Source organism: Kitasatospora sp. NPDC086801 (assembly GCF_044745805.1).
Lineage (GTDB): Bacteria > Actinomycetota > Actinomycetes > Streptomycetales > Streptomycetaceae > Kitasatospora.
In genome coordinates this window covers 164311-186831 of the sequence record NZ_JBIVAX010000013.1, presented here as the reverse complement: position 1 = coordinate 186831, position 22521 = coordinate 164311, and the positions used below count along the sequence as shown (strand labels likewise).

At 74.1% G+C, this 22521-nt stretch carries 27 protein-coding genes; 13 read left to right on the top strand and 14 right to left on the bottom strand.

Annotated features, from left to right (window positions below; translation table 11 throughout):
• Both ACIPLC_RS17495 and ACIPLC_RS17490 read right to left on the bottom strand, forming a co-directional pair.
• On the bottom strand, positions 1-1055 hold a 1055-nt coding region (locus tag ACIPLC_RS17495), incomplete at its 3' end, for an NAD-dependent epimerase/dehydratase family protein (protein WP_400473858.1).
• Positions 1056-1147: 92 nt separating this feature from the next.
• Entirely contained in the window at positions 1148-2500 is a 1353-nt protein-coding gene (locus tag ACIPLC_RS17490) for a condensation domain-containing protein (protein WP_400473857.1), read from the bottom strand.
• 277 nt (positions 2501-2777) lie between these two features.
• On the opposite strand from ACIPLC_RS17490, the gene ACIPLC_RS17485 reads away from it, so the two are divergent.
• Positions 2778-4064 carry an MFS transporter gene (locus ACIPLC_RS17485; RefSeq protein WP_400473856.1) on the top strand — a complete coding sequence of 429 codons (1287 nt, stop codon included), beginning with the start codon at positions 2778-2780 and terminating at the stop codon, positions 4062-4064.
• A 173-nt stretch (positions 4065-4237) separates the two neighbouring features.
• On the opposite strand, the gene ACIPLC_RS17480 is transcribed toward ACIPLC_RS17485, so the two are convergent.
• Positions 4238-5080, bottom strand: a complete 843-nt coding sequence (locus ACIPLC_RS17480; RefSeq protein WP_400473855.1) for a class I SAM-dependent methyltransferase — start codon at positions 5078-5080, stop codon at positions 4238-4240.
• A gap of 339 nt (positions 5081-5419) precedes the next feature.
• Between ACIPLC_RS17480 and ACIPLC_RS17475 the strand changes: the two genes are divergently transcribed.
• Positions 5420-5926 (top strand): DinB family protein, encoded by a 507-nt coding sequence (locus ACIPLC_RS17475; RefSeq protein ID WP_400473860.1) that lies wholly within the window; start codon positions 5420-5422, stop codon positions 5924-5926.
• A gap of 43 nt (positions 5927-5969) precedes the next feature.
• Here the strand turns inward: ACIPLC_RS17475 and ACIPLC_RS17470 are convergent, their stop codons facing one another.
• Together ACIPLC_RS17470 and ACIPLC_RS17465 are read right to left on the bottom strand one after the other, a co-directional pair.
• On the bottom strand, positions 5970-6464 hold the full coding sequence (locus tag ACIPLC_RS17470) for a hypothetical protein (protein WP_400473854.1): 495 nt from the start codon (positions 6462-6464) through the stop codon (positions 5970-5972).
• A 184-nt stretch (positions 6465-6648) separates the two neighbouring features.
• Positions 6649-8232, bottom strand: coding sequence for a CehA/McbA family metallohydrolase (locus ACIPLC_RS17465; RefSeq protein WP_400473853.1), 1584 nt, complete (start codon positions 8230-8232; stop codon positions 6649-6651).
• 198 nt (positions 8233-8430) lie between these two features.
• Between ACIPLC_RS17465 and ACIPLC_RS17460 the strand changes: the two genes are divergently transcribed.
• Positions 8431-9372: a polysaccharide deacetylase family protein gene (locus ACIPLC_RS17460; RefSeq protein ID WP_400473852.1), complete on the top strand. Its 942-nt coding sequence runs from the start codon at positions 8431-8433 to the stop codon at positions 9370-9372.
• Between the two features lie 122 nt (positions 9373-9494).
• Here ACIPLC_RS17460 and ACIPLC_RS17455 read toward each other — a convergent pair whose 3' ends face one another.
• The 3 genes from ACIPLC_RS17455 to ACIPLC_RS17445 are packed head-to-tail and all read right to left on the bottom strand — an operon-like array spanning position 9495 to position 10821.
• A complete protein-coding gene (locus ACIPLC_RS17455) occupies positions 9495-9878 on the bottom strand; it encodes a barstar family protein (RefSeq protein ID WP_400473851.1) in 384 nt (127 codons plus the stop codon).
• Positions 9879-9919: 41 nt separating this feature from the next.
• The gene (locus ACIPLC_RS17450) at positions 9920-10573 is read right to left on the bottom strand and encodes a 4'-phosphopantetheinyl transferase (RefSeq protein ID WP_400473850.1); all 654 of its coding nucleotides are present in this window, start codon (positions 10571-10573) and stop codon (positions 9920-9922) included.
• Between the two features lie 47 nt (positions 10574-10620).
• Entirely contained in the window at positions 10621-10821 is a 201-nt protein-coding gene (locus tag ACIPLC_RS17445; RefSeq protein WP_400473849.1) for a hypothetical protein, read from the bottom strand.
• A gap of 64 nt (positions 10822-10885) precedes the next feature.
• Here ACIPLC_RS17445 and ACIPLC_RS17440 point away from each other — a divergent pair, with 64 nt between their 5' ends.
• Both ACIPLC_RS17440 and ACIPLC_RS17435 read left to right on the top strand, forming a co-directional pair.
• Complete coding sequence (locus ACIPLC_RS17440) at positions 10886-11011, top strand: hypothetical protein (protein WP_400473848.1); 126 nt, start codon at positions 10886-10888, stop codon at positions 11009-11011.
• A 24-nt stretch (positions 11012-11035) separates the two neighbouring features.
• The gene (locus ACIPLC_RS17435) at positions 11036-11845 is read left to right on the top strand and encodes an SMP-30/gluconolactonase/LRE family protein (RefSeq protein WP_400473847.1); all 810 of its coding nucleotides are present in this window, start codon (positions 11036-11038) and stop codon (positions 11843-11845) included.
• 12 nt (positions 11846-11857) lie between these two features.
• Here ACIPLC_RS17435 and ACIPLC_RS17430 read toward each other — a convergent pair whose 3' ends face one another.
• Positions 11858-12058, bottom strand: coding sequence for a hypothetical protein (locus tag ACIPLC_RS17430; protein ID WP_400473846.1), 201 nt, complete (start codon positions 12056-12058; stop codon positions 11858-11860).
• 256 nt (positions 12059-12314) lie between these two features.
• Between ACIPLC_RS17430 and ACIPLC_RS17425 the strand changes: the two genes are divergently transcribed.
• Entirely contained in the window at positions 12315-12800 is a 486-nt protein-coding gene (locus tag ACIPLC_RS17425; protein WP_400473845.1) for a cysteine/serine endopeptidase inhibitor, read from the top strand.
• Between the two features lie 60 nt (positions 12801-12860).
• Here ACIPLC_RS17425 and ACIPLC_RS17420 read toward each other — a convergent pair whose 3' ends face one another.
• From ACIPLC_RS17420 to ACIPLC_RS17410, 3 genes are read right to left on the bottom strand one after another with little or no spacing between them, the layout of a single operon-like run.
• Positions 12861-13217 (bottom strand): hypothetical protein, encoded by a 357-nt coding sequence (locus ACIPLC_RS17420; RefSeq protein WP_400473844.1) that lies wholly within the window; start codon positions 13215-13217, stop codon positions 12861-12863.
• A 15-nt stretch (positions 13218-13232) separates the two neighbouring features.
• Positions 13233-13958, bottom strand: a complete 726-nt coding sequence (locus ACIPLC_RS17415) for a transcriptional regulator (RefSeq protein WP_400473843.1) — start codon at positions 13956-13958, stop codon at positions 13233-13235.
• A 10-nt stretch (positions 13959-13968) separates the two neighbouring features.
• Entirely contained in the window at positions 13969-14478 is a 510-nt protein-coding gene (locus tag ACIPLC_RS17410; protein ID WP_400473842.1) for a helix-turn-helix domain-containing protein, read from the bottom strand.
• A gap of 166 nt (positions 14479-14644) precedes the next feature.
• Between ACIPLC_RS17410 and ACIPLC_RS17405 the strand changes: the two genes are divergently transcribed.
• From ACIPLC_RS17405 to ACIPLC_RS17375, 7 genes are all read left to right on the top strand, one after another.
• A complete protein-coding gene (locus tag ACIPLC_RS17405) occupies positions 14645-15130 on the top strand; it encodes an ATP-binding protein (RefSeq protein ID WP_400473841.1) in 486 nt (161 codons plus the stop codon).
• Complete coding sequence (locus ACIPLC_RS17400) at positions 15127-15624, top strand: flavoprotein (protein WP_400473840.1); 498 nt, start codon at positions 15127-15129, stop codon at positions 15622-15624. The genes ACIPLC_RS17405 and ACIPLC_RS17400 overlap by 4 nt, the downstream gene beginning before the upstream one ends.
• Before the next feature lie 103 nt (positions 15625-15727).
• Positions 15728-17116, top strand: coding sequence for an NAD(P)/FAD-dependent oxidoreductase (locus tag ACIPLC_RS17395; RefSeq protein WP_400473859.1), 1389 nt, complete (start codon positions 15728-15730; stop codon positions 17114-17116).
• Between the two features lie 165 nt (positions 17117-17281).
• Entirely contained in the window at positions 17282-18250 is a 969-nt protein-coding gene (locus tag ACIPLC_RS17390; RefSeq protein ID WP_400473839.1) for a DUF6528 family protein, read from the top strand.
• 300 nt (positions 18251-18550) lie between these two features.
• Complete coding sequence (locus ACIPLC_RS17385; RefSeq protein WP_400473838.1) at positions 18551-18850, top strand: hypothetical protein; 300 nt, start codon at positions 18551-18553, stop codon at positions 18848-18850.
• Positions 18847-19431: an acyl-CoA thioesterase gene (locus ACIPLC_RS17380; RefSeq protein ID WP_400473837.1), complete on the top strand. Its 585-nt coding sequence runs from the start codon at positions 18847-18849 to the stop codon at positions 19429-19431. The genes ACIPLC_RS17385 and ACIPLC_RS17380 overlap by 4 nt, the downstream gene beginning before the upstream one ends.
• 326 nt (positions 19432-19757) lie before the next feature.
• Positions 19758-20234: a DUF2267 domain-containing protein gene (locus ACIPLC_RS17375; RefSeq protein WP_400473836.1), complete on the top strand. Its 477-nt coding sequence runs from the start codon at positions 19758-19760 to the stop codon at positions 20232-20234.
• On the opposite strand, the gene manA is transcribed toward ACIPLC_RS17375, so the two are convergent.
• Both manA and ACIPLC_RS17365 read right to left on the bottom strand, forming a co-directional pair.
• A complete protein-coding gene (manA, locus tag ACIPLC_RS17370; RefSeq protein WP_400473835.1) occupies positions 20117-21376 on the bottom strand; it encodes a mannose-6-phosphate isomerase, class I in 1260 nt (419 codons plus the stop codon). The genes ACIPLC_RS17375 and manA overlap by 118 nt on opposite strands.
• Positions 21377-21399: 23 nt before the next feature.
• Positions 21400-22350, bottom strand: coding sequence for an ROK family protein (locus ACIPLC_RS17365; RefSeq protein WP_400473834.1), 951 nt, complete (start codon positions 22348-22350; stop codon positions 21400-21402).
• Positions 22351-22521: the final 171 nt, after the last annotated feature.

The following is a 22521-nucleotide window of genomic DNA, read 5'->3' as shown; positions in this document are numbered from 1 at the left end:
AGCGCCTCCGAGGTGCGGGAGGAGATCACGGCGGCCCGGCCTGGGTCGATCGTGATCTGCCACATGAACCACCCGGGCGGGGGGCCCCCCCCCCCGGGGGGGGGGGGGGGGGGGGGGGGGGGGGGGGGGGGGGGGGGGGGGGGGGCGGGGGGGGGGGCCCCGCGCGGGGGCCCCCGGGCGCCCCGGTCGGCGGGGGGGACCGCGCGGGGGGCCCCCGCCACCCCGCCCGCTCGGGCCGGGGGGGGGGGGGGGGGGGGCCGGGCCCCGCGCGCCGCGGCCCGGACCAGCGGGAAGAACGGCGGCGGCGCGCTCTCCGGCGGCACCGGGACGACCTCCACCTCGGTGCCCGCGACCTCGGCGCAGGCGGCGATCAGCCCGCCCAGCGTGGTCGGTTCGGCCGGGCCGACGGCGTGGAAGGCGCCCGCCCGGCCGTCCTGGAGCAGCCGGACCACCAGCCTGGCCAGGTCGCGCACGTCGACCACCTGGACGGGCTGCTCCGGCCGCCCCGGCAGTGCGATCCGCCCGCCCCGGGCGGCCCGGCGGGCCCAGTAGGTGAGCCCGCGCTGCTCGTCGTGGGGGCCGGCCACCTTTCCGGGGCGCACGATCGTCGCCCGGTCTCCGTAGCGGGCGGTGACGTCGTCCTCGCAGGCGACCTTGAGTCGGCCGTACGTCTCCTCGGTGAGCTCCTCGGCGTCGCGCAGCGGTGCGCGGCGCGGGGCGGACTCGTCCGAGCCGGGGGCGAGACCGGCGTGCTCGTACACCGCGTGACTGGAGATGAACAGGTAGCGGCCGACCCGGTCGCCGAGCGCGTCCATGGCCTGGCCGACCTGGCGGGGGCGGTAGCCGCTGACATCCACCACCGCGTCCCAGCGGCCGCCGCGCAGGGCGGTGTAGTCGCCGGTGTCGCGGTCGCCGATCAGGTGGGCGGCGGCGGGGAAGAGGCCGGGGTTGGTCCGGCCGCGGGTGAACAGGGCGACCTCGGCGCCGCCGCGCAGGGCGCCGTCGGCGATCGCGCGGCCGACGAAGGAGGTGCCGCCGAGGAGGAGGATCCGCATGGGCCCAGCGTAGCGGCGAGCCAACGGGCCCGGGGAAGGCACCGCGCGGCACGCGGTGCCTTCCGGTGTCAGGCGGTCGCTCGGGACAGGGCCTAGCCTGCTCCGGCGGTGCGGGCCTCGGTGAGGATCAACTCCTCGATCCCGTACAGGAAGCGCTCCATCGCCGGGCGCGGGAGTACGGCCGGGTCGGCCGTCATGGTCAGGCTCAGCGCGTCCGGGGACTGCAGTGCGTCCAGGGCGTAGGTGAGGCCGGGGCGGGGCTCGAACTCCACCGGCCAGGTCAGGGTGGTCCGGTCGTCGCCCGTCCCGGTGCCGGGGGAGGCGGGGACCAGTTCGCGGGTGTCGTTGAAGACGCAGGACCGGTCGGCGAGCGGGACGCCCTCGGCGGTGAGTTGCCCGATCTCGGCTTCCAACCGGAGCTTGTCGTAGTAGGCGTGGCGGTAGGCGCCGATCGCGGCGGCGTTCGTGCGCCGGACGATGTCGCTGAACTCGGCGGTGGCGTCCGGGAGGTGGAACAGTCCGTCGCCCACGACCACGCTCACCGCGTTGGTCAGCTCGGGCAGGAAGCGATTGCTGACCACGACGTTCAGCACCGCCTCGGCCGAACCCGACAGCCGGGCCGTCATCGCCGCCGTCGCCGCCAGCAGCACCGAGGAGGAGGTCACCCGGTGGGCGGCCGCCACGCGCTCCACCGCGCGGGGCAGGGCGGGCGAGCGCAGGACGGCGTTCGGGAACCCGGCGGACGGCGTGGCCGGTTCGCCGGGCCGGGGGAACAGCCGGGCCGGGGCCAGCCGGAGCTTGCGCAGGAACTGCTTGCGGGCGCCCTCGTCCCGCCGCCGCCCGCGCTCCGACGCCTGGAACTCCGCCTCCTCCAAGGGCTGTTGGGCGGGCTCGCGGATCATCGCCAGCTCGTCCGGCGAGGTGCCCTGGCAGAGTGCGGTCAGGTCCGCCACCAGGCGGTTCATCCCCGTGCCGTCGACCGCGGTGTGGGAGAGCACCAGGCTCACGTACCGGGCCGACCCGCCCGCCTCCACCACGCCGACCCGGATCGGCCACTGCGCGGCGGTGTCGAACGGCAGGGCCGTCAGCTCCTGGTGCAGCCGCGCGCCCGTCTCGACCGGATCGGACCCTTCCGTACAGCGCCGCACCTGTACCTCCAACCGACCCTCGGCGTCGACTACTTGGCGGAGTCGACCGCCATCGCCCGGCACCAGTCGGGTGTGCAGCGAGTCGTGCAGGTGCAGCAGTTGCTCCAGGCCGTCGAGCAGTACGGGCAGCGGCAGCCCGGGGTCGAGCGGCGCCGCCGCGGCGATGTTGTACCGCGGCGCGTCGGCCGGGGCCAGCCGGCTCACGGCGTCCCAGATGGCCTGTTGGCCCCAGGTGGCAGGACCGGACCCGGCCCGGCCGGACGAGAAGGCGATCTCCAGCAGTTGACGAGTGGTCACCGTGTGGCTCTCCGATGTGGCGGTGGATCGTGACGTCGTGCCGGTGCGTTGGGAGCGCGGATGCTGCTGGGGAGAGTGTGGCGCACCACCCGCCCGCCGTCGAGGTCCGAGGTGCGAGGTCCGGCGGGGTGGCGGGCGGGGCGGGCTGGTGGTCGGCGTGGCTGCGACCCTGCCGCTCGGTGTCGGGGCTTCCGCATCTATCTCGACGTGAAGTATCTTGATGTCGAGATTGATGTCGATCATGCAACGGGGGCCTGCCATGCGGGGGAACGGACTGATGGCGCAGCTGCGGAAGCCGCCGGGCGGACGGGACGCGCGGATCATGCTGCTGGCGCAGTGCGTCGACCGGACCGGGAGCGGGGTGTGGGCGGCGGCCTCGGTGCTGTACTTCACCTACGTGTGCGGGATGGACGCCCGGCAGCTCGGCGTGCTGCTGGGCGTGGGCGCGGCGGCGGGGATCGCCGGGTCCCCGCTGGCCGGGCGGGCGGCCGAACGGCTGCCGGTGCGGTGGCTGCTGATCGGATGCCACCTGCTGCGGCTCGGGACGATGGGCCTGCTGCTGGTCGTCGACGACTTCGCCACGCTGCTCCCCGTCGTCGCCCTGACCTGCCTGGCCGAACGGGCGGCCAAGACCCTGGAGATGCTGTTCGCCACCCGGGTCGCGGGCGAGCGGCGCGGCACGTACCAGGCACTGTTCCGCAGCGTGGCCAACGCCGGGTACGCGCTCGGCGCGGGCGTCGCGGCGATCGGCCTGGCGGTGGGCACCACGTCCGCCTACCGCGCGCTGATCGTGGCCAACGGGCTCTCCTTCGTCCTCGCCGCCGTCCTGGTCTGGCGCACCCGGGAGCCGGCCGGGCGCGGCCTGGTCGCGGCGGCCTCCGGGGCGGCCTCCGGGGCGGAGCCCGCTGCCGCCCCGTCGGCCGCGCCGAGCCCCTGGCGCGACCGGGGCTACCTGCTGTTCGTGGCGCTGGACATGCCGCTGAACCTGGACGACTCGATCCTCAACGTCGGCCTGCCGCTCTGGCTCGTCCACCACACCGGCGCGCCGCACGCCGTCGTCCCGGTCTTCCTGGTCCTCAACACGGTGCTCGTGGTGCTCCTGCAACTGCGCGTCTCGGCACGGGCGGAAGGCCCGCGCGGGGCGGCCGCGGCGGTGGGCTGGTACGGCGTGACGCTGCTCGGCTGCTGCCTGCTGACCGCGCTCGCCACCGGCGGCGGACCGTGGACGGCCTCGCTCGCGCTGCTGGCCGCGGCGATGCTGGTCACGCTGGCGGAGCTGATGCGCTCGGTGAGCTCCTGGGAGCTGGCGGTCGTCCTGGCGCCCCCGGGCGCCCGGGCCTCGTACCTGGGGGTGGCCGGGATGTCCCAGTCCGTGCAGAAGTCGGTGGGCCCGCTGCTGCTCACCGGCGTGGTGATGACGGCCGGCCCGGTCGGCTGGCTGGCCCTCGGCGCGGCGACCGTCGGCCTCGGAGCGCTCCAGCGCCGGGCCAGCCTGCGCCGGTTGTCGGCCCTGGCCGGCCCGGCGGCCGAGCCGTCGCAGCGGGTGGGCGCGGCGGCCGGCTGATCCGGTGCGCCGCGGTCGGGGCCGGTCTGGGCCGGTCGGGGCCGAGGGCGGGCCGCGGACGGGCCGAGGCACTGCACGATCCGGCCCACCATGACCGTCGGGATCCCGGGAGGGGCGCGACGGGATGGGCCCGTACCGAGGGACGGTCGACCTCGACCGCGCATGGCGGCTCGTCAGCCCTGCTGGTGGGCCGATCGCGCCTGTCCGGGCCGGGTGGCGGTGACGAGGTGGTAGTCGAGGAGGCCGTCGCGCCAGGCGGGGAGGAAGTTGCGGGTCCAGTGCCCGGGTGGGACGGCGTCGGTGAGGTAGCGGTCGAGGCCGGGCCAGACGGCGGCGCCGATGGACTCGGTGGTGATGGTGGTGAAGCCGGCCGCGGTGAGGTCGCCGGTGAAGGCGGCGAGGGGGTGGGGGACGTCGAGGCCGTCGGCGAAGCTGGCGAGGAGGATGTTCAGGCGTTCGGTGATGTCTGGTCCGGCGGTGGCGAAGAAGGTGGTCACGACGAGTCGGCCGCCCGGGCGTAGGACGCGGGCGGCCTCGTGGGCGAAGCCGCTGAGTTCGCGGAAGTGCTGGGCGGCCTCGACGGAGTAGACGCCGTCCAGGGAGCCGTCGGCGAAGGGGAGTTGGTCGGCCGAGCCGAAGGTGTAGGCCAGCCGATCGGGGTAGGTGGCGAGGGCCTTGGCGTTGACGGCGCGGGCGCGCTCGATCTGGTCGGGGTGGATGTCGACGCCGGTGACGCCCGCGAACCGGAACTCGCGCAGGGCGAGCGCCGCGCCGAGCCCGCGCCCGCAGCCGACCTCGGCCAGCCGCAGCCGCTCACGTGGTTCCGGGAACTCCCGCAGGACCCGGCGGTAGAGCTGTTCCTGGCTGTACACCCGGTCCTCGGTCGTCGGGGCGGTGAGGTCCATGCCCTGCCAGTAGCCGAAGTTGATGAATCCACCGGCGAAGCTCGCGGCCTGGGACAGATCGCCAGCACCGTAGGTCTGGCGTACGCGGGCGGGGATGTGGTCGTGGCTCATGATGGTCGGTCTCCCGGTGTGTGGTGTACCCGGTCTTGGCGGTGGCGTGACGACCCCGGACTGGGGGCGCTGAACGTGCTGCGTGACGATTCGGCGGTGCTGTGGCTGGCACTTCGGTGCCCGGCGCCCGTCGGGTGCGCCGAGGTACGTACCCAAACCTGTGGTGATCCGAACACGGTACGTGATGGACCCGGGTCCGGGGCGGGAAAGGGGCGCGGAGGTTCTCAGGGGGGCTCAGAACGCCGCCGCACTACCGGGGGCGGCTCCCGGGCGTGGACGGCCGGTTCGCTACAGTCCGCGAGGATTCCCGAGGGCCTTGAGGAGAACGACACCGTGAACATCCCCGACGAACGCCCCGCACCGCCGCTCATCGGCGGCGAGCGCGAGATGCTGCGCGGCTTCCTGGACTTCCACCGGGCGACCCTCGCCCTGAAGTGCGAGGGCCTGACCGACGAGCAGTTGCGCCGGCGCGCCAGCCCGCCGTCCACGCTGACCCTGCTAGGGCTGGTCCGGCACATGGCGGAGGTGGAGCGCACCTGGTTCCGCAGGGTGATCGACGGCGAGGACGTCCCGCTGGTCTGGTCGGAGGACGGCGACTACCAGGCCGCGTACGACGCCACCAGCGGCACCCGGGCCGAGGCCTTCGCCGCCTGGCGGGCCGAGGTCGAACACTCCCGCCGCATCGAGCGCGCCGCCGAGACCCTCGACGTCACCGGGTACCAGGCCCGGTGGGACGCCGAGGTGTCGCTGCGGCTGGTGATGCTGCACCTGATCCACGAGTACGCCCGGCACAACGGGCACGCCGACTTCCTGCGGGAGGCGATCGACGGGGTGGTGGGGGCTTAGCCCGGTGCGCCGGGTCGGGTGGGGGCTCTGGCGCCCCGCGGTGTCACCAGCCGAGCAGGTGGGTGCGACGAGTGAGGGCGGTGAGGACGGACTCGGCGGCGGTGGCGGGGGTGAGGGCGCTGGTGTCCAGGGTGTGGGGGCCGGGGGCGGCGTCCGGGGTGGGCTGGAGGACGACGAGGTGGAGGGCGGCGCCGGTGGTGCGGCTCTCGCGGCGGAAGGTGTCGAGGGTCGGCGGTGCGGCCGGGCACTCGACGATGACCTGGTAGCCGCCGGTGGCGTAGGCGAAGGCGGCCTGGGCGGCGGCGGCGAGGGCGGTGGTGTTCTGCCGTTCGGCCTCGGGCAGGTGCGGCGGGAGCTGGCCGCGCCGGATGACCCGCAGGAAGTCGTGCGCACGCAGGTGGACGCTCGGGTGCAGCTCCTCCGCGAGCCGGCTCGCGACCGGGCTCTGGCCGGCCCCGGCCGGGTCGACGAGGACGAGGACGCCGCCGGCGCCCCGGCCGCCCCCGAGCTCCGGCCCACCTACGGTCGTACGGTTCACAGCTGCTGATCCCTTCGCGGGCCGGGGACGGACGGGTAGCCGGGGCGAGGCGGTCGGAGTGCGGAAGGGCCGGTCGGCCCGGATACGGACAGCCGACCGCCTCGTCCCTACGACTGGTGCTTCCGGGGATCAACCTAGTCCACGCCGGTGCCCCGAGTCGTCCCCCTCCTGCTCCGGACCGGTGTCAGCGGTCTTCCGCGCGCAGCACGATCGGGTTGGTGAGGGCCGCCATCGGGCCCCACGGGAGGTCCGGGCCCATCGCGTTGCCCTGGCCGGGCGTCCCGTCCGGCTTCGGGTGGCGGACCTCGGCCCGGACGTAGGCGGCGAGCGAGGCCGTCGTGCGCCACACCACCGTGCCGGAGCCGTCGGCGGGCAGTGACTCCTGGTGCAGTTGGCCCTCGTCGGTGAGGAGGCGGACCGTCCCGCCGGGGACGCCGGAGACGGTGAGCCGGACGTCCAGCGGGGCGTCCGCGGGGACGGCCAGTTCCTCGCCGATGCCGGCCCGGCGGCCGTGCCCGGTGACGGTGAACTCCAGCTGGACGGCGGCGGATTCGGCGAGCCAGCTGCGCCCGTCGCGCAGCCCGTCGAGGATCGCGTCCCGGGTGAGGTCCTCGGCCAGGACCACGTTGTGCGGGGAGCCGATGACCTGCGGGGCGCTGTGCGCGTCGCTGTTGCCCAGGGCGGGCAGCCAGGAGCGGCCCTCACGCAGGGCGACGGCGAGCCGGCCGTCCCAGGTGTCCACCGCCGACTCGTCGTCGTACGTCCAGGGCCCGTTCCACACCTCGACGGCGTCCGCCTGCTCGTAGCCGAACTTCCACTGGCAGGCGACGTACGGGCAGTACGGGTGCGCGGGCACCACCAGGCCGCCGGAGCGGTGGACCTGGCGGACGAAGCGCGGGTGCTCCTCGTCGCGGGAGCGGTAGCGCCAGTCGACGAACTGGCCCGCTTCGAGGCCGAGGGCCAGCCAGTGGCCGTTGCGGGTGGTGATCTCCTCGCCCGGGAGGATCAGCAGGTCGGGGCCGGCCAGCGGGCCCCAGACCGCGTGCGAGGAGCTGGTGTTGTGGTCGGTGGAGACGATGAAGTCCAGGCCGGCGGCGCGGGCGCCGGCCGCCACCTCCTCGGGGAGGCGCCGCCCGTCGGAGTGCACGGTGTGCAGGTGGCAGTCGCCCCGGTACCAGGCGCGGCCGCGGCCCCGGGCCCGCTCGGACGGGTAGTGCGGGGTGAACACCGGCCCGGGGGCGCCGAACCGGAGGGTGACCTGGACGTGGTAGTCCAGCCCCTGCGGCGCGATCTGGTAGGGGCCGAGGACGACGTGCCAGGTGCCCGGGTTGATTGGGCCGGGGAGGTAGCCGGGGGTCGCGGCGTCGCGGGCGAGGCTGAACTCGGTGCGGAAGCCGCCGGACCAGCCGCGGAAGCCGGGGCCGCCGAGGTCGGTGCCGCGTTCGTCGAAGATGCCGATGTCGCAGGAGTTGCCGGGGGTGCCGGCCGGGACGGGGGGCCTGTCGTAGCCGTAGCCGACGGCGATCTCGCGGACGCCGTCGGGGACTTCGACGGGGAGGTAGACGAAGTCGGGGGCGCCGGTGGGGAGGTGGCCGGTGAGGGTGAGGGTGCGTTCGGAGCCGGGGGTGCCCGGGGCACCGGGGGCACCGGGTGAGGCGGCGGCGGGGGTGGTCGCCGCGAGGCCGAGGGCGGCGGCGGCTCCGGTGGTGAGACCGGTGCGGAGGAGGTCGCGGCGGGCTGGGCGCGGGGCGTCGTGGGCGGGCGGCATCGGGTCCTCCGGGTCGGGGCGGGCGGGTCCGTCCGTTCCCTACCCGTGGCGGTGAATCAGGGGTGAGCCGGGGCCCACGGGCGGGGGGCGGGTCGGTGAAGGGGGCCGGTGGGGGTCGGGTCGGCGAGTTGCGGGCGGTGACGATTAGTCCGTTCATATTCATAACGAGAGGATCCGGTCGTCGCGGAGGAGACGGGTGTGGCACTGAGGCGGCGGGCGCTGCTGGCGGCGATGGCAGGGAGCGCGCTGGCGGGGTGCCGGCCATCGGCGGGCGGCGGGGCGGCGGCCCCTGCGGCCTCCGACCCTGCGGCCTCCGACCCCGCGCGCTCCGACCCGGCGTCCGAGGCCCCGGGGATACCGGCAGCGACGCCGTCGGAACCTCCCGCGACCACCCCGGCCCCGACCACCCCGGCCCCGGCGCCCGCGGGCCGGGAACCGACCCGGGCCGAGCTGGTCGACCGGTACGGCGGCACCGAGCCGACGACGTGGGGGATGGACATCGCCGGGGTGATCACCGAGCTGCCAGGCGGCGAGAGCGCGACGGCGCTCACCTTCGACGCCTGCGGCGGCCCCGGCGGGAGCGGGTACGACGCCGACCTGATCGACTTCCTGCGGAAACGTTCCGTCCCGGCCACGCTCTTCCTGAACTCCCGCTGGATCGACGCCAACCCGGACGTGTTCAAGCAGCTCGCCGCCGACCCGCTCTTCGAGATCGGCAACCACGGCACCGTCCACCGCCCGCTCTCGGTCAGCGGCCGCTCCGCCTACGGCATCGCCGGCACCGGCGGCGTCGGCGCGGTGTACGACGAGGTGGCGGGCAACGCGCAGCAGCTCGCCAGGCTGCTCGGCCACCCGGTGCGGTTCTTCCGCTCCGGCACCGCGCACTACGACGACGTCGCCGTCCGGGTGGTCACCGACCTGGGGGAACGCGTCGCGGGCTTCACCGTGAACGGCGACGGCGGGGCGACGCTCAGCGCCTCCGAGGTGCGGGAGGAGATCACGGCGGCCCGGCCTGGGTCGATCGTGATCTGCCACATGAACCACCCGGGCGGCGGCACCGCCCCCGGGGTGGCGGCGGCGGTGCCGGTGCTGCTGGCGGCGGGGCGGCGTTTCGTCCGGCTGTCGGACGTGCTGCGGTGAGGTGCGGGCGTGGCGCGCCGCGGTTGACGTGCTGGGCTCGCGCCGCGGTGACGTAGGGGGCTCGTGCCGCCGTGACGTGGAGAGCTCGTGCCGCAGTGACGTGGGGGGCCCGTGCTGCGGTGTTAGGCCAGTCGGAGGCCTCCCGGGTGCTCCTCCTCGATGATCCGGACCAGCCAGTCGAACACCGTCGGCCCCTTGCCGGCCCGGGCGGCGGCGAGGTCGGCGCGGACGTGCTCGCGGTTGGCGGGGTGGCAGTGGGCCAGCCGCAGCTCCAGCTGGCGGACCGTCTCCGGGTAGCCGAGGTTGCGTCGGGAGACCGCGTGGTCGCGCCACTCGATCAGGTAGTCGCCGTCCTCGGGGGTGCCGTAACCGCCGCGCAGGCAGTCGGCGAAGGCGTCGAGGTTCCGGCCGAAGTAGCCGTCGCTGCCGATGGTCTCCCCGACGACGTCCCAGAAGTCCTCCAGCGTGTGGATCCGGGTGCCAGCTATCACATAGGTCACGGTCACGGGGTCGAGGATATGCCGAGTGCGGCCGCCGGTGCGCCGGACTACCGGGCGACCGCGATGGCGGTGGCGAGCAGGCCGTCGCCGACGGCCCAGCGGCCCTCGAAGCCGTCGACGCGGCGGCCGTCGACGGTCGGGCCGGGGACCAGCAGGCGGGCGGTGAAGGAGCCGTCGGGGGAGAGGACCAGGTCGGCCTCGCTGAAGTCCAGGAACAGCCCGGTGAGCGGGAACCACGCCTTGTACACGGACTCCTTGGCGCTGAACAGGATGCGGTCCCACGGGGTGCCGGGGTGCTCGGCGAGCAGTCCGGCGATCCGCTTCCCCTCCTCGGGCAACGCGATGACGTCCAGGACGTCGTCCGGCAGCGGCAGGGCGGGCTCGGCGTCGATGCCGACCGAGGCGAGGTCGCCGGAGCGGGCGACGGCCGCCGCGCGGAAGCCCTCGCAGTGGGTGAGGCTGCCGACGATGCCGTCGGGCCAGCTCGGGGCGCCGCGCAGGCCGGGGACCAGCGGGCGGTAGGGGACGCCGAGGCGGGTGAGGGCGGTGCGGGCGCAGTGGCGGACGGTGGTGAACTCCCGGCGGCGCTTGGCGACGGCCTGGACGACGGCCTCCTCCTCGGCCGGCTCCAGCCGGGCATCCGGCGGGTCGTCGTAGGCCACCTCGGTCATGACGGCGTCCGGCAGCAGGTCCCCGATCACACGCTCCCCCTCGGTCGGTGCGCGGACGGCCGCCGCGCGGATCGAGCCTAACCCGGGTGGGGGTGGTCCCGGCGGGCCTTCCGGGGAAGATCCGCCGGGACCACCAGCGCCACCAGGGCCACCAGCACCCCGGGTTGTCGCTCGACGGCGGCGGCCGTCGAGCGGGGGCCGCGCGGCGTGCGGTGCAACGCGGCGTGCGGTGCAACGCGGTCGCGTCCGGGGTCGTCCCGGTGGAGCGCGACCGGCACGTGCGGACGGATCCGCGGCTGAGCGCCGCGATGCTACGGTCAACCCCACTGGGGCGGTTCGGCAGTGCGGGCCGAGGCCGCGCGGGTGGTCGGCTTCCTGACGGGTGGGGAATCCTCGTTCGTCCACGGCGCCGGCCTCGCCGTGGACGGTGGAATGACCGCGATGCCGCCCGAAGCCCCGCTGCGCTGACGCCTGTTCGAGGAGGGCCCTGCTGTGCGTGCCGAACCGGTCGCCGACTCACCGTACCTGGAGCTGGGCGAGGGCCCGCTGTGGGACCGGAGGGCGCAGCTGCTGCGCTGGATCGGCATCCGCGACCGGCGGGTGCTCACCCTGGACCCGTCCTCGGGCGCGATCGGTTCGCTCGAACTCGACGTCACCCCCGGCACCTTGATGCCGTACGGCGACGGCGGTCTGATGCTCGCCACCGAGCGCGGCTTCGAACGGCTCGACCCGGCCACCGGCCGCACCACGCTGGTCGCCGCCGTCGAGGCCGATCGCCCGGACCGCCGGATGAACGACGGCAAGACCGACCCGTACGGCCGGCCGGTCGCCGGCACGATGGGGCGAGGGGAGCCGCGCGAACCCGGCTCGCTGTACCGGCTGGAGCACGACGGCGGGGTCCGGGCGATCCTCGGCGGGCTCGACATCCCCAACGGCCTCGCCTGGCCGGAGCCCGACCGGCTCTGGCACATCGACACCACCACGCGCCGCATCGCCCTCTACCCCTACCCCGAGCACGGCCCCGTCGGCGAGCGGATCCGCGCGCTCGACGTCTCCCACCTGCCGGGCCACCCGGACGGCATGACGCTCGACGCCGACGGCAACCTGTGGGTGGCCTTCTGGGACGGCTGGGCGGTGCACTGCCTCTCGCCGGAAGGCCGGGTGCTGGCGTCGGTCGAGCTGCCGGTACCGTGTGCGACCAGCTGCGCCTTCGGCGGGCCGGACGGGCGGACGCTCTACATCACGTCCGCCCGGTCCGACCAGCACCCGCTCTCCGGCGCCCTGTTCAGCGTCCGGGTCTGACGGGTCCGAGGCCTACTGCCCCAGCAGCCGGGCGAAGTCCAGCCCGAGGCTGCCGAGCACCGGCAGTGCGCCGAGGTCGGTGACGCCGCCGACCGGGATGCTGTAGCCCTGGTTCACCTCGCGGGGTGTCGCGTCGGTCGCGGCGGCCGAGGGCGCGGCCGCCGCCGGGATCAGGGCGGCGCCGAGGAGCAGGGCGGCGAGTGCGGTGCGCATGTGACGAGGCCTCCGGGGGTGGGCGTGATGGCCTGTCAACACCGTGCGTCGCGGCGCGGTCACGTATCTTCGCTCCTTCGGCCGCACGGGGAACGATTCCAGCCTTGTGTTCATGCCGGCATGGCAGGGGTCTGGACCGAGCCTCGGTCGAGCGCATACGTTCCCTTTACCTGAATGGGCATGCGGTTGACGAACTCCCGTGCGGCTTCGGTGACTTTCACCTGTCATGCCCATGGCTAGAGAACCGGAGGGAACCATGCGCGCCATCAGCAAGAACCTCAGGATCCTCGCGGGCGCCCCGCTCGCGGCAGCCGCCCTCATCGCCCTCACCGCCGGCACCGCCAGCGCCGCGATACCGATCAACACGCCCATGACCGGCAAGGCCACCTACTACACCGACGCCGGCTACGGCGCCTGCGGCACCCAGATCAACGCCTCCGCCGAGATGCTCGTCGCCGTCTCCTACAGCTGGTGGACCAGCGCCAACCCCAACAACGACCCGCTGTGTCAGGGCATCTCGGTCAAGGTCAGCTACCAGGGCAAGACCCTCACCGTCCCGGTCAAGGACAAGTGCCCCTCCTGCGACCCCACCCACATCGACCTCGGCCAGCCCGCCTTCGCCCAGCTGGCCCCGCTCGGCCAGGGCGTCATCAACGGCCTCACCTGGCAGTTCGTCAAGGCCGGCCTGAACGGCAAGACCGTCGAGCTGTCCGCGCCCGTCACCGGCTCCACCATCGGCTGACACGCAAGGCGCGACCGTGCCCGCCCCTGCGACGCCGCAGGGGCGGGCACCCGGGTTCCGTTAGACCAGCCGCTCGATCGCCTCGAAGATGTCGGCGTCGGTCTCCTGCTGCCACTTGGGCAGGTCGTCCCAGTCGGCGACGTAGCCGGGCTTGGGGTTCTCGATGTGCTTGTGGATCTGGGCGATCCAGCAGAGGGAGACGAAACGCCCCTTCTGCTCGCGGGAGAGCTTCGCGGTCGTGCCGCCGCTCACGGCCACGAAGTCCCGGACCTGTCCGAACACGGCTGCTGCGGACGCTCGTTCCCAGTCGGGGGTCTCCTCCCAGGGGGCGATGTAGCCGGGTTTGGGCTCCCCCGGGAAGTGCTTCTTCACTCCGGCGATCCACGCCTCACGGAAGATCCGGCCGTCCTCGGTCATGAGATGTTCCTTTCATCAGGCGGTGCGCTGGAGTGCCGAAATGTGGTCGTGCAACTCCGCGATCCGGTTGTCCTTCATCAGAGGTGCAAAATGCGGCTTCAGCCCGTCGAGCTTTTTCGCGATGTAGCCGGATCCTGTCTCGCCCGCAAGAGCCATGGAGGCGGTGCCGAGCTGGACTACCTGCTCGACGTCACCGCTGTCGGCGCTGAGGGCGGCGAGTTCGGCGAGAACGGCGCCGCGACGGCGAGGAGAGAGGCTGACTTCCAGTGCGCTCCGAAGTGACTGTTCGGCAAGGTCCGGTCGGCCGAGGGCGAGGTAGCAGGTTCCGCGCTCCTCGGCGAGACGGGTGCCGTCGAAGCGCAGCCAACCGCCGTTCTGGATCGTGCCTGTAAGGCCGTGTACCTGCTCGGCCTCGGCGAGTGATCGGTCGCAGGCGTGGCGCTGTCCGAGGCCGGCGTATGCCTGGGCCTGGACTGCCGCGACCCAGTGACGGGTGGAGAGCTGGTCGTTTCCTCGGCGGGCGATTCGCGAAGCTGCCGCGAGAATGGGCTCGGCGGACATGAACTGCCGCTCGGAGAGTTCGATGAAGGCGTGTCGGGTCAGAGCGCACGCCCAGAGGTCAAAGTGCGACGCCTCCCTACCGGCTGCCGCCGCGAGGGTGTAGCAATGCGAGGCGTCGGTGTATCGATTGGCATCGAAGAGGATCTCTCCGGCGAGTTGGTAGAGGTCGCCAACCAGCACGCAGAGCTGTTTACGCGCGGGCTCCGAGCTGACGGACCGGAGTTCGGCGGCGAGAAAATCCCAGCTGATGGCGAACCAGAGGGTAGACCTCCTGCTTGTTGCGCGACGCCGAGAAGATCCGCCACAGATCAGCGTTCACGAGGCCTGTGTACCCGTGGAGGAGGTCGGAGGCCGGCGGCACGGCGGCGCCCTCGTCGCAGGGGAGCGTGATCAGTGCCCCTGTTGCCGCCATCAGCCCCAAGGCGTCACGTCGCTTCATGTCATCACTTTCGTGGATGGGCGCAGGTTTCGAGTAATGAACCGGTGCCTTGAGCTGAGGATTTAGAAGTTCGTCCAGCTCCGAGGTGGTGACTTTGAGGAGTGCTGCGAGCCGTGGCCTCTGTTGAGGTTGGGGGTCGACGCGGCCGCACTCCCAGCGGGTGACAGTGGAAGTGGCAACCCCAAGATCAGCAGCGAGCCGTTCCTGACCGTAGCCCAGCTCCCTGCGCCTTCGGGCGAACAGGTCGCGCTTACTGCTCATCTGTCCCCGTTCCACGCACGTCATCGTTCCAGGCGTGTGCCGTGGGCGCCTGGGAAACGCCTGGAAAGTGCCTGGGTTCCGCTCTGGTTGACGGTAACGCATTGTCGTTCAATGGTCACGCGCTGCTTCGGGCCGGCGATCTGTGGGCCTGCATCCGGCTGCGTCTTTGTTCGAGACTCTGATGGCCGAGGTGCTGTTGATGACGAGTGGGATTTTGATCTCTGGCCGGATGTCGAAGCCGGCGACGGTGCGGCTTCCCTACCTGCCGGAGTCGGCCGGGAAGGCGCGGCGGATGGTTCGGGAGAAGTTGGGGGAGTGGGGGCTGCCGGAGCTGGTCGATGATGGCGAGCTGATCGTCAGTGAGTTGGTGGCGAATGCGGCCAAGACCGGGTGTCTGACGCGGATGGCGGTGACGATCCGGCGGGTCGGCGATCGGACGGTGAGGGTGGCGGTGCGGGACGGTTCCGGGGCGTTGCCGGTGCTCATGGTTGCGGGGGAGGGCGAGGAGTGCCACCGGGGGCTGGCGTTGGTGCACAAGCTGACGAAGGGGCGGTGGGGCGTCGTGGTGGAGCCGTTCGGGAAGGTCGTGCATGCGGACCTGGTGGTGGGAGGGTGTGGTGTGCCGATGGGAGAGAGGGGAGTTCGCCAGTGAGCGGGGAGAAGAAGCCGGTGCTCTACGTCGTGGTGTGTGCGGCCGGAGTCGCGGGTGGGGTGGGGGAGTTGGTTGCCGCTGCGCAGGAGCGGGGGTGGGAGGTGGGGGTGGTGGCGACTCCGCAGGCGATGGGGTTCATCGACGAGGAGGGGCTGCTGGCGCAGACGGGGTATCCGATCCGTTCGGCCTGGCGGAAGCCGGGGGATCCGCGGCCGTTGCCGGATCCGGATGCGGTGGTGGTCGCCCCGGCGACGTTCAACACGATCAACAAGTGGGCGGCGGGGATCTCGGACACCCTGGCGCTCGGCATCCTCTGCGAGTCGTACGGGTGGGGCATCCCGGTGGCGGTGCAGCCCTGCCTGAGCGCGGCGCAGGCGGCGCATCCGGCGTACCGGGAGAGCTTGACCAGGCTGCGGAGCATGGGCGTGCGGATCGCGGAGTTCACACCGGGGGCGTACAGCTGGACGCGGGTGCTGGAGCTGCTGGCGGTCTGACAGGGTGGCTGGTCGGGCGGGGGGATCTTGGCAGTGTGGGGGTGTTCCGGCGTGACCGGTGCGGCGTAGCGTCCGGGCAGGTCGGCGACGGGTGTGGGAGGTTCTGGTGGCGGTCAACGGCGAGGTGTCGTTCTGGTACGCGGCGAGCGGGCTGCCGGAGCCGGGGCCGGCGTTGCCCGGGAGTACGGATGTGGACGTGTGCATCGTCGGCGGCGGGTACACCGGGCTCTGGACGGCGTACTACCTGAAGAAGGCGGAGCCGTCGCTGCGGATCGCGGTGCTGGAGCGCCGGTTCTGCGGCTACGGCGCCTCGGGCCGCAACGGCGGGTGGCTGTACAACGGTTTCGCGGGCCGGGGCGCGTTCGCGAAGCGCTACGGCCCGGGTGCGGCGGCGGCGATGCAGCGGGCGATGGACGAGGCGGTCGGGGAGGTCGTGGACGTCGCCGCCGCCGAGCGGATCGACGCGCACATCGTGCGTGGCGGGGTGCTCGAAGTCGCCAGGAACAGAGCCCAGTTGGAGAGGCTCAAGGCTTTCGCCGCCGCCGAGCGGGCGTACGGCGAGGGCCGCGTCGAGCTGTTGGGCGCCAAGGAGGCCGCCGACCGGGTCGCCGTCGCGGGCACCCTCGGCGGCACCTGGACGCCGTACGGTGCGCGGATCCAACCGGCCGAGCTGGTAAGCGGGTTGGCGCGGGTGGTGCGGGGCCTCGGGGTGGCGGTGCACGAGGGGACGGCGGTGACGGCGATCCTGCCGGGCAGCGCGTACGCCCGGCCGCGCGCGGTGACGCCGCAGGGGACGGTGACCGCCGAGTACGTGCTGCGTGCCACCGAGGGGTTCACGGCCGGCCTGCGCGGCGAGCGGCGGACCTGGCTGCCGATGAACTCGGCGATGATCGCCACCGAGCCGCTGCCGCCCGCCTTCTGGGCGGACGCGGGCTGGCAGGGCCGCGAGGTGCTGGGCGACTTCGCGCACGCCTACATGTACGCGCAGCGCACCGCGGACGACCGGATCGCGCTGGGCGGCCGGGGCGTGCCGTACCGGTTCGGCTCGCGGACGGATGCGGACGGCGGCACCCAGGTGGAGACCGTGCGCCAGCTCCGGCAGATCCTGAACCGCTTCTTCCCGGCGGCCGCGAGCGCCCGGATCGACCACGCCTGGGCCGGCGTGCTCGGCGTCCCCCGGGACTGGTGCGCCACGGTGGAGCTGGACCGTGCGAGTGGCCTCGGCTGGGCGGGCGGGTACGTCGGCAGCGGGGTGACCACGACGAACCTGGCGGGCCGGACCTTGCGCGACCTGGTCCTCGGGCGGGACACCGGGCTGACCGGGCTGCCCTGGGTGGGCCACACCGTGCGCCGCTGGGAGCCCGAGCCGCTGCGCTGGCTCGGGGTGCACGCGATGTACGCGGCCTACCACGCGGCGGACCGCCAGGAAGCGGGCGGACGGGCCACCACCTCGCCGATCGCCCGTGTCGCGGACGTCGTCTCCGGGAGGTAGTGAACGCGGCCGCGCGGGTCCGGGCGTGAGGGAGGGCGCCCGCGCGGATCCGGACGGTGGCGAGCACGGTGGCGGATTCGCCACCCCGGATCCGCCACCGTGCTCGCCACGGCCGTTCGGACGCTCCGCCGTGCAAAGCGGCCCGGGAACAAGCACGGTGGGGGCGTGCTGAGGAGAACGCTGGTGGCCCTGTGCGCTCTGTGCGTCCTGCTGTTCTGCGTGCCGGCGACCGGCGCGCAGGCCAGGTCGCCTGGGTGGGCGGTCGTGGTGGTGGACCAGGAGTCCCGTAACGTCCTGGTGCTGCAGAGCGCCGAGGAGCTGATGGCCTACCGGGGCCCGGGGCGGCTGCCGGTCGTCTGGGGCTGGAGCGCCGACCGGGCGGCCGGGCTCGCGGACCTGATGCCCGCGCGGAGCTGGACGAACCCGGACGAGGCGAAGAGCCGGGTCCGGCAGGGCCGGCGCTACCTGCTGACCACCGCCTCCGGCGGGCTGGCCGCCGTCGTGGACACCGCCACCGGCGCGACCCGCTGGGCGGCGGACCTGGGCGGGGCGGCCAATCCGCACAGCATCGAGCTGCTGCCGGACGGCAACGTGGCGGTCACGGCGAGCGGCGGCGGGTGGGTGCGGCTGTACGCGGCCTCGCAGGGGCCGCGCGCCACCGCCCACGCCGGCTACCCGCTCCCGGGCGCGCACGGCGTGCACTGGGACGGCCGGACGGGCCTGCTCTGGGTGCTCGGCGACGACGTGCTGACCGCGCTGCGGGTGGGCGGCACCCCGGCGGCGCCCACCCTGACGGCCGTCCGCTCGACGCCGCTGCCCGACCACGGCGGGCACGACCTCGCGCCGGTGCTGGCCGCGCCCGGGAGGTTCTGGGTGAGCACGCTGACCGGCCTGTGGCGGTACGACCCGGCGGACGACCGCTTCACCGCCGTGCGGCTGGGCGACCCCGCAGCCGCCCGGGACGTCAAGAGCGTCGGCGACGAGCCCGGCACCGGCCGGCTGCTCACGGTGGCTCCGGACCACACCGGCCCCTGCGACTGGTGCACCTCGGTGATCACCCTGCACCGGCCGGACGGGACGCGGACGCTGCGCGGGACGCATCTCTACAAGGCGAGGTGGTGGGGAGGCTGGTAGCAGATCCGCGACGTGCAGGTGCCGGTTTCGGGGTTCGGGTCGGCGATGCCACCCGTTCTGCCGACGGCATTCGGATGATGGGGCATATTGTGTACCCCGGCAAACTACTCCAATAGGAGTGAGTTTCCCGTCGCCGTCCGTAAACCATCCGTCGACCGTGTCGGCTGGGATAGCGTCGAAGGCGTCGGGGGGCCGACACCGATTCGGTGTATTCGAACACTAGCTACCGGGCCGTAATGGCCGGAATGAGTCCTGGAGAAAAACGTGTCGAATTTCATGCCGGAAAACATGCCGGACAACATGCCGGAGAAAATGCCGGACACCGTCGACGACCTGCAGCTCGCGGCGGAATCGCTGGCCGCTTTCCCGGCCCGGGGCGCGGCCGGCGGCGCCGATGTCACCGAGCGCCTCGCGGCGGTCGCCGAACTCTGCCGGTCGGTCGACGCGGTGCTCGACAGCCTGGTCGTCCAGGTCGCCGCGGAAGCGGCCGAGGAGGGTTGGACGGCGGCCCGGATGGCGGCGGAACAGGCCGGTTACTACGCGAGGTTGCGCCGGGCACTGCTCCCCGCCGCGACCGGCGCCGGGCTGACGCAGCAGTGAGCGCGCTGCACCCGGGCGTGCACGTGCTGTCCTGCCCCACCCGGTGGAGCGACGTCGACGAGAACGGGCACATCAACAACGCCCGGCTGGTCGGCTACGTCCAGGAGGGGATTTACGACATGTTCTGCCACCACGAGACCGCCGTCCGGGACGCCCTGTTCCCGTCCGGATTCATTATCGCGCGGCACGAGATTGATTTCCTGGAGCAGTTGTACCACCGGCCCGAGCCTTTGTCGGTGCAGTTGACGGTTGAACGGATCGGGCGGAGTTCTGCGCATGTCGTGGTGAATGTCTGCCGTGACCCGCTCACCTTTATGCGGGCCAGGACCGTGGTGGTCGCGCGGGATCGTGAATCCGGCCGCTCGCGCAAACTCAGTTCGAACGAGCGGCGTTTTCTCGAGGCGTTTATGCCGGATGCCGTGCAGGCCGTCGCGGTCCCGCCGGCCGCGCCGGCTGTGTCCACCGTGCCCGCTGTGCCCGCCGCGCCGGTCACGGCGCCTCCGCCGCAGCGCGTGGCGGCCCGCTCGGGCGCCGCTCTGCCGCACCGCACCCGCAGACGGTGTCGGGCGTCGGTGGCCTGACACCCGGTCCCCTGGTGGCCCCGCGCCGGGCAGGGCGCGGGCCGGCGGCGTGATCGACAACGGCGTCGATCCGTCCGGCCGGTCTCCCTGCCGCCGTGCCGCAGTACGCTGAGCAGCACGGGTACCGGCGAACCCCAGGCGGTCACGGGCCGTGACGGCACAGCCGACCGGACCTCGCCGCCACCAGTCGTCCGCCACCAGCCGTCCGCCGCCACCGGGCCTCCGGGCCACCGGGCCAGGGATCGTCCGCGAGAGGGCCGGCGGCTCCCGGCCTCCGGCCGCCGGGCGAAGCGCAGCCGGTCCCCGCCGACCGCAAGGAGGACGCGATGACCATCTCCCCGGAGGACTTCCGCGCCCGCGTCGTCGACTGCGGGGAGTACCCGAGCGAGGCGGAGGCGGAGCACGCCATCCGGGTCGTGCTCGCGCTGCTCGGTGAGCACCTGGTCGGGACCGAACGGGCCGAGCTCGCCGATGCGCTGCCCGAGGCGTACGCCGCACTGCTGCGCGACGCCGGGCCCGCCGCCGGACCGCTGACCGCCGAACGCTTCGTGCGCGGCGTGGTCGGCTGGATCGACGGCGCGACCGAGGCGACCGCGCCGTGGGACATCGGGGCGGTGCTCGGCACCCTCGCGGACCTGGCCCCGGGGGAACTGGTCGACCGCGTGGTCGAGCAGCTCCCGGACGGCTACGACCTGTTGTTCGGCCACCCGGTGCCGGCCTGGGCCGGCGCGCCGGTGGTGGCCCGGAACAGCTCCGTACCCCGGCCGGTCAGCTCGACCGGTCCGGCGCCCGGCCGCAGGTAGGCGGACGCGCCCCGGGGGAGGTCGAGGTCCGCGAAGCCGGGGGCGTGCAGTCGGGCGCGGCCCTCGACGCACAGCAGGATCTGCGGGGTGGGCAGCTGGGCGCGGACGGCGGCCCGGCCGGGGCGTAGTCGGGAGAGCCGGAACTCCTCGGCAGGGGAGGGGAATTCGTCCTCGAAGCGGTCGCAGGGGAGCGCCGCGAGGGCGTGCGGTTCGCCGGTGCGGAAGGACGTGACCGCCAGCAGGCCGTCGACGTCGACGTGCTTGGGGGTGAGCCCGCAGCGCAGCACGTTGTCCGAGTTGGCCATCAACTCCACGCCGACGCCCCGGAGGTAGGCGTGCGGCACCCCGGCGTCCAGGTACAGGGCCTGGCCCGCCGTGAGCCGGACGTGGTTGAGCAGCAGCGCGGCGATCAGGCCCGGGTCGCCGGGGTACTCCGCGGCGGCGCGGGCGTAGCCGGCGCAGGCCGCGGCGAACGGCCCGCCGGCGGTCGCGAGCCGGTGCAACGCCCGGGTGATGTCCCCGAGTTGGGAACGGGTGGGCCGGTCCTCGGCCAGCACCCGGCGCAGCAGCGCGGGCAGCACCTCGACGGCGGGGCGGGCCCGCAGGGCGTCCGCCCAGGGGGAGAGCAGCGGGACGGCGAGCGCGTCCAGCAGCCGGACCGTGTCGGCGGCCGGGCGGAAGCCGCACAGTGCCTCGAAGTCCCCCAGGGCGCAGATGAGTTCCGGCTTGTGCCCAGGGTCCTTGAAGACCCGCTCGGGCGCGTCGAGCGGGACGCCGCGGGCCTCCTCGGCCGCGTACCCGGCCGCCGCCTGGGCCCGGGTCGGGTGGACCTGGAGGGAGAGCGCCCGGTCGGCGGCCAGCACCTTGAACAGGAACGGCAGCGTCGGGCCGAACCGCCCCACGGTGTCCGGCCCGAGCATGGCGTTCGGGTACCGGTGGATGAGTTCGTCCAGTGGCTGCCGCCCGCCGGTGCCGTCCGGGGCCGACAGGTCGGAGGGCGCCGACGGGTGTGCGCCCATCCACAGTTCGGCCTGGGGGGCGCCGGTCGGCGTGGTGCCGGTCAGTGCGGGGATGGCGGTGGGTGAGCCCCACGCGTACGGGCGGACCGGGTTGTGGAGCAGGGCGAAGGGCGGGAGCGGCATGGCGCGGCCTCCGGGGGTTCGGGTCAGCGGCAGAGCGCGGCCGCGCCGATCAGCCCGGCGTCGGTGCCGAGTTCGGCGCGGCGGACGTCGAGGCCGCGGATGTAGGACAGCGTGGCGTAGTGGTCGAGGTGGCGGACGAGCGGCGCGAACAGCACGTCGCCGGCGGTGGCGACGCCGCCGCCGACCACCACCCGGTCGAGGTCGGCCAGGGTCGCGGTGGCGGCGATCCCGGCGGCCAGGGCCTGGGCGGCGCGGTCGAAGGAGGCGAGCGCGAGCGGGTCGCCCGCCTCGGCGGCGGCGGCGACGGCCCGGGCCGAGCGGTCCTCGCCGGCCGGGCGCCAGCCCTCGGCGAGGGCCCGGCGGGCGATCGCGGTGCCGCTGGCGAGGCCCTCCAGGCAGCCGCGCGAGCCGCACGGGCAGGGCTCGCCGTCCAGGTCGACGGTGATGTGGCCGAGGTGGCCGGCGTTGCCGCTGGGGCCGGGGCGGACGGCGCCGTCGAGCACCAGCCCGGCGCCGACCCCGGTCGACACCACCAGGCACAGCGCGTTGGCCGCGCCCCGGGCCGCACCCTGCCAGTGTTCGGCGGCGGCCATCGCGACGCCGTCCCCGGCCAGCCGGACGGGCAGTCGCCGGGCGGCCACCGCCGGGTGCGCGGCCACCCCGGCGACCAGCGGGAAGCTGCGCCAGCCGGGGATGTTGACCGGGCTGACGGTGCCGGCGGCGAGGTCGACCGGGCCGGCGCTGCCGATCCCGACGGCCGTCACGGCGGCCCAGTCGGCGGTGTCGGCGAGCCGGTCCAGCACCTGGTGCACGACGGCGAGCACGGCCGCGCCCGGCTCCCGGGCCGGGGTGGGCAGCTGGAGCCGGTGCCGCAGTCGCCCGTGGCCGTCGACCAGTGCCCCGGCGATCTTCGTGCCGCCGATGTCCAGGGCGGCGAACAGCGGGGTGGCGGCGGACGGCGGGGTGAGGGTCATCGCGGCGGCTCCAGGCGGGTTCGGGCAGGGGTGGCGCCCCGGCGGGCGGGCCGGGGGCGCCGAACAGCGTAGTGCGGCCTGCGGCTCGGCGGCAGGTGGTGTGCGGGGCCGCGGGTGGGTACCCGCGGCCCCGCCGGGGCAGGCGGCTGTGCTCAGTCGGCTGTGCTCAGC

Coding starts and splice junctions, on each gene's coding strand:
- ACIPLC_RS17385 (WP_400473838.1), top strand. CDS start 18,551: ATGCCGGAGAAAATGCCGGACACCGTCGACGACCTGCAGCTCGCGGCG.
- ACIPLC_RS17365 (WP_400473834.1), bottom strand. CDS start 22,350: ATGACCCTCACCCCGCCGTCCGCCGCCACCCCGCTGTTCGCCGCCCTG.
- ACIPLC_RS17425 (WP_400473845.1), top strand. CDS start 12,315: ATGCGCGCCATCAGCAAGAACCTCAGGATCCTCGCGGGCGCCCCGCTC.
- ACIPLC_RS17430 (WP_400473846.1), bottom strand. CDS start 12,058: ATGCGCACCGCACTCGCCGCCCTGCTCCTCGGCGCCGCCCTGATCCCG.
- manA (WP_400473835.1), bottom strand. CDS start 21,376: ATGCCGCTCCCGCCCTTCGCCCTGCTCCACAACCCGGTCCGCCCGTAC.
- ACIPLC_RS17375 (WP_400473836.1), top strand. CDS start 19,758: ATGACCATCTCCCCGGAGGACTTCCGCGCCCGCGTCGTCGACTGCGGG.
- ACIPLC_RS17420 (WP_400473844.1), bottom strand. CDS start 13,217: ATGACCGAGGACGGCCGGATCTTCCGTGAGGCGTGGATCGCCGGAGTG.
- ACIPLC_RS17485 (WP_400473856.1), top strand. CDS start 2,778: ATGGCGCAGCTGCGGAAGCCGCCGGGCGGACGGGACGCGCGGATCATG.
- ACIPLC_RS17480 (WP_400473855.1), bottom strand. CDS start 5,080: ATGAGCCACGACCACATCCCCGCCCGCGTACGCCAGACCTACGGTGCT.
- ACIPLC_RS17410 (WP_400473842.1), bottom strand. CDS start 14,478: ATGAGCAGTAAGCGCGACCTGTTCGCCCGAAGGCGCAGGGAGCTGGGC.
- ACIPLC_RS17465 (WP_400473853.1), bottom strand. CDS start 8,232: ATGCCGCCCGCCCACGACGCCCCGCGCCCAGCCCGCCGCGACCTCCTC.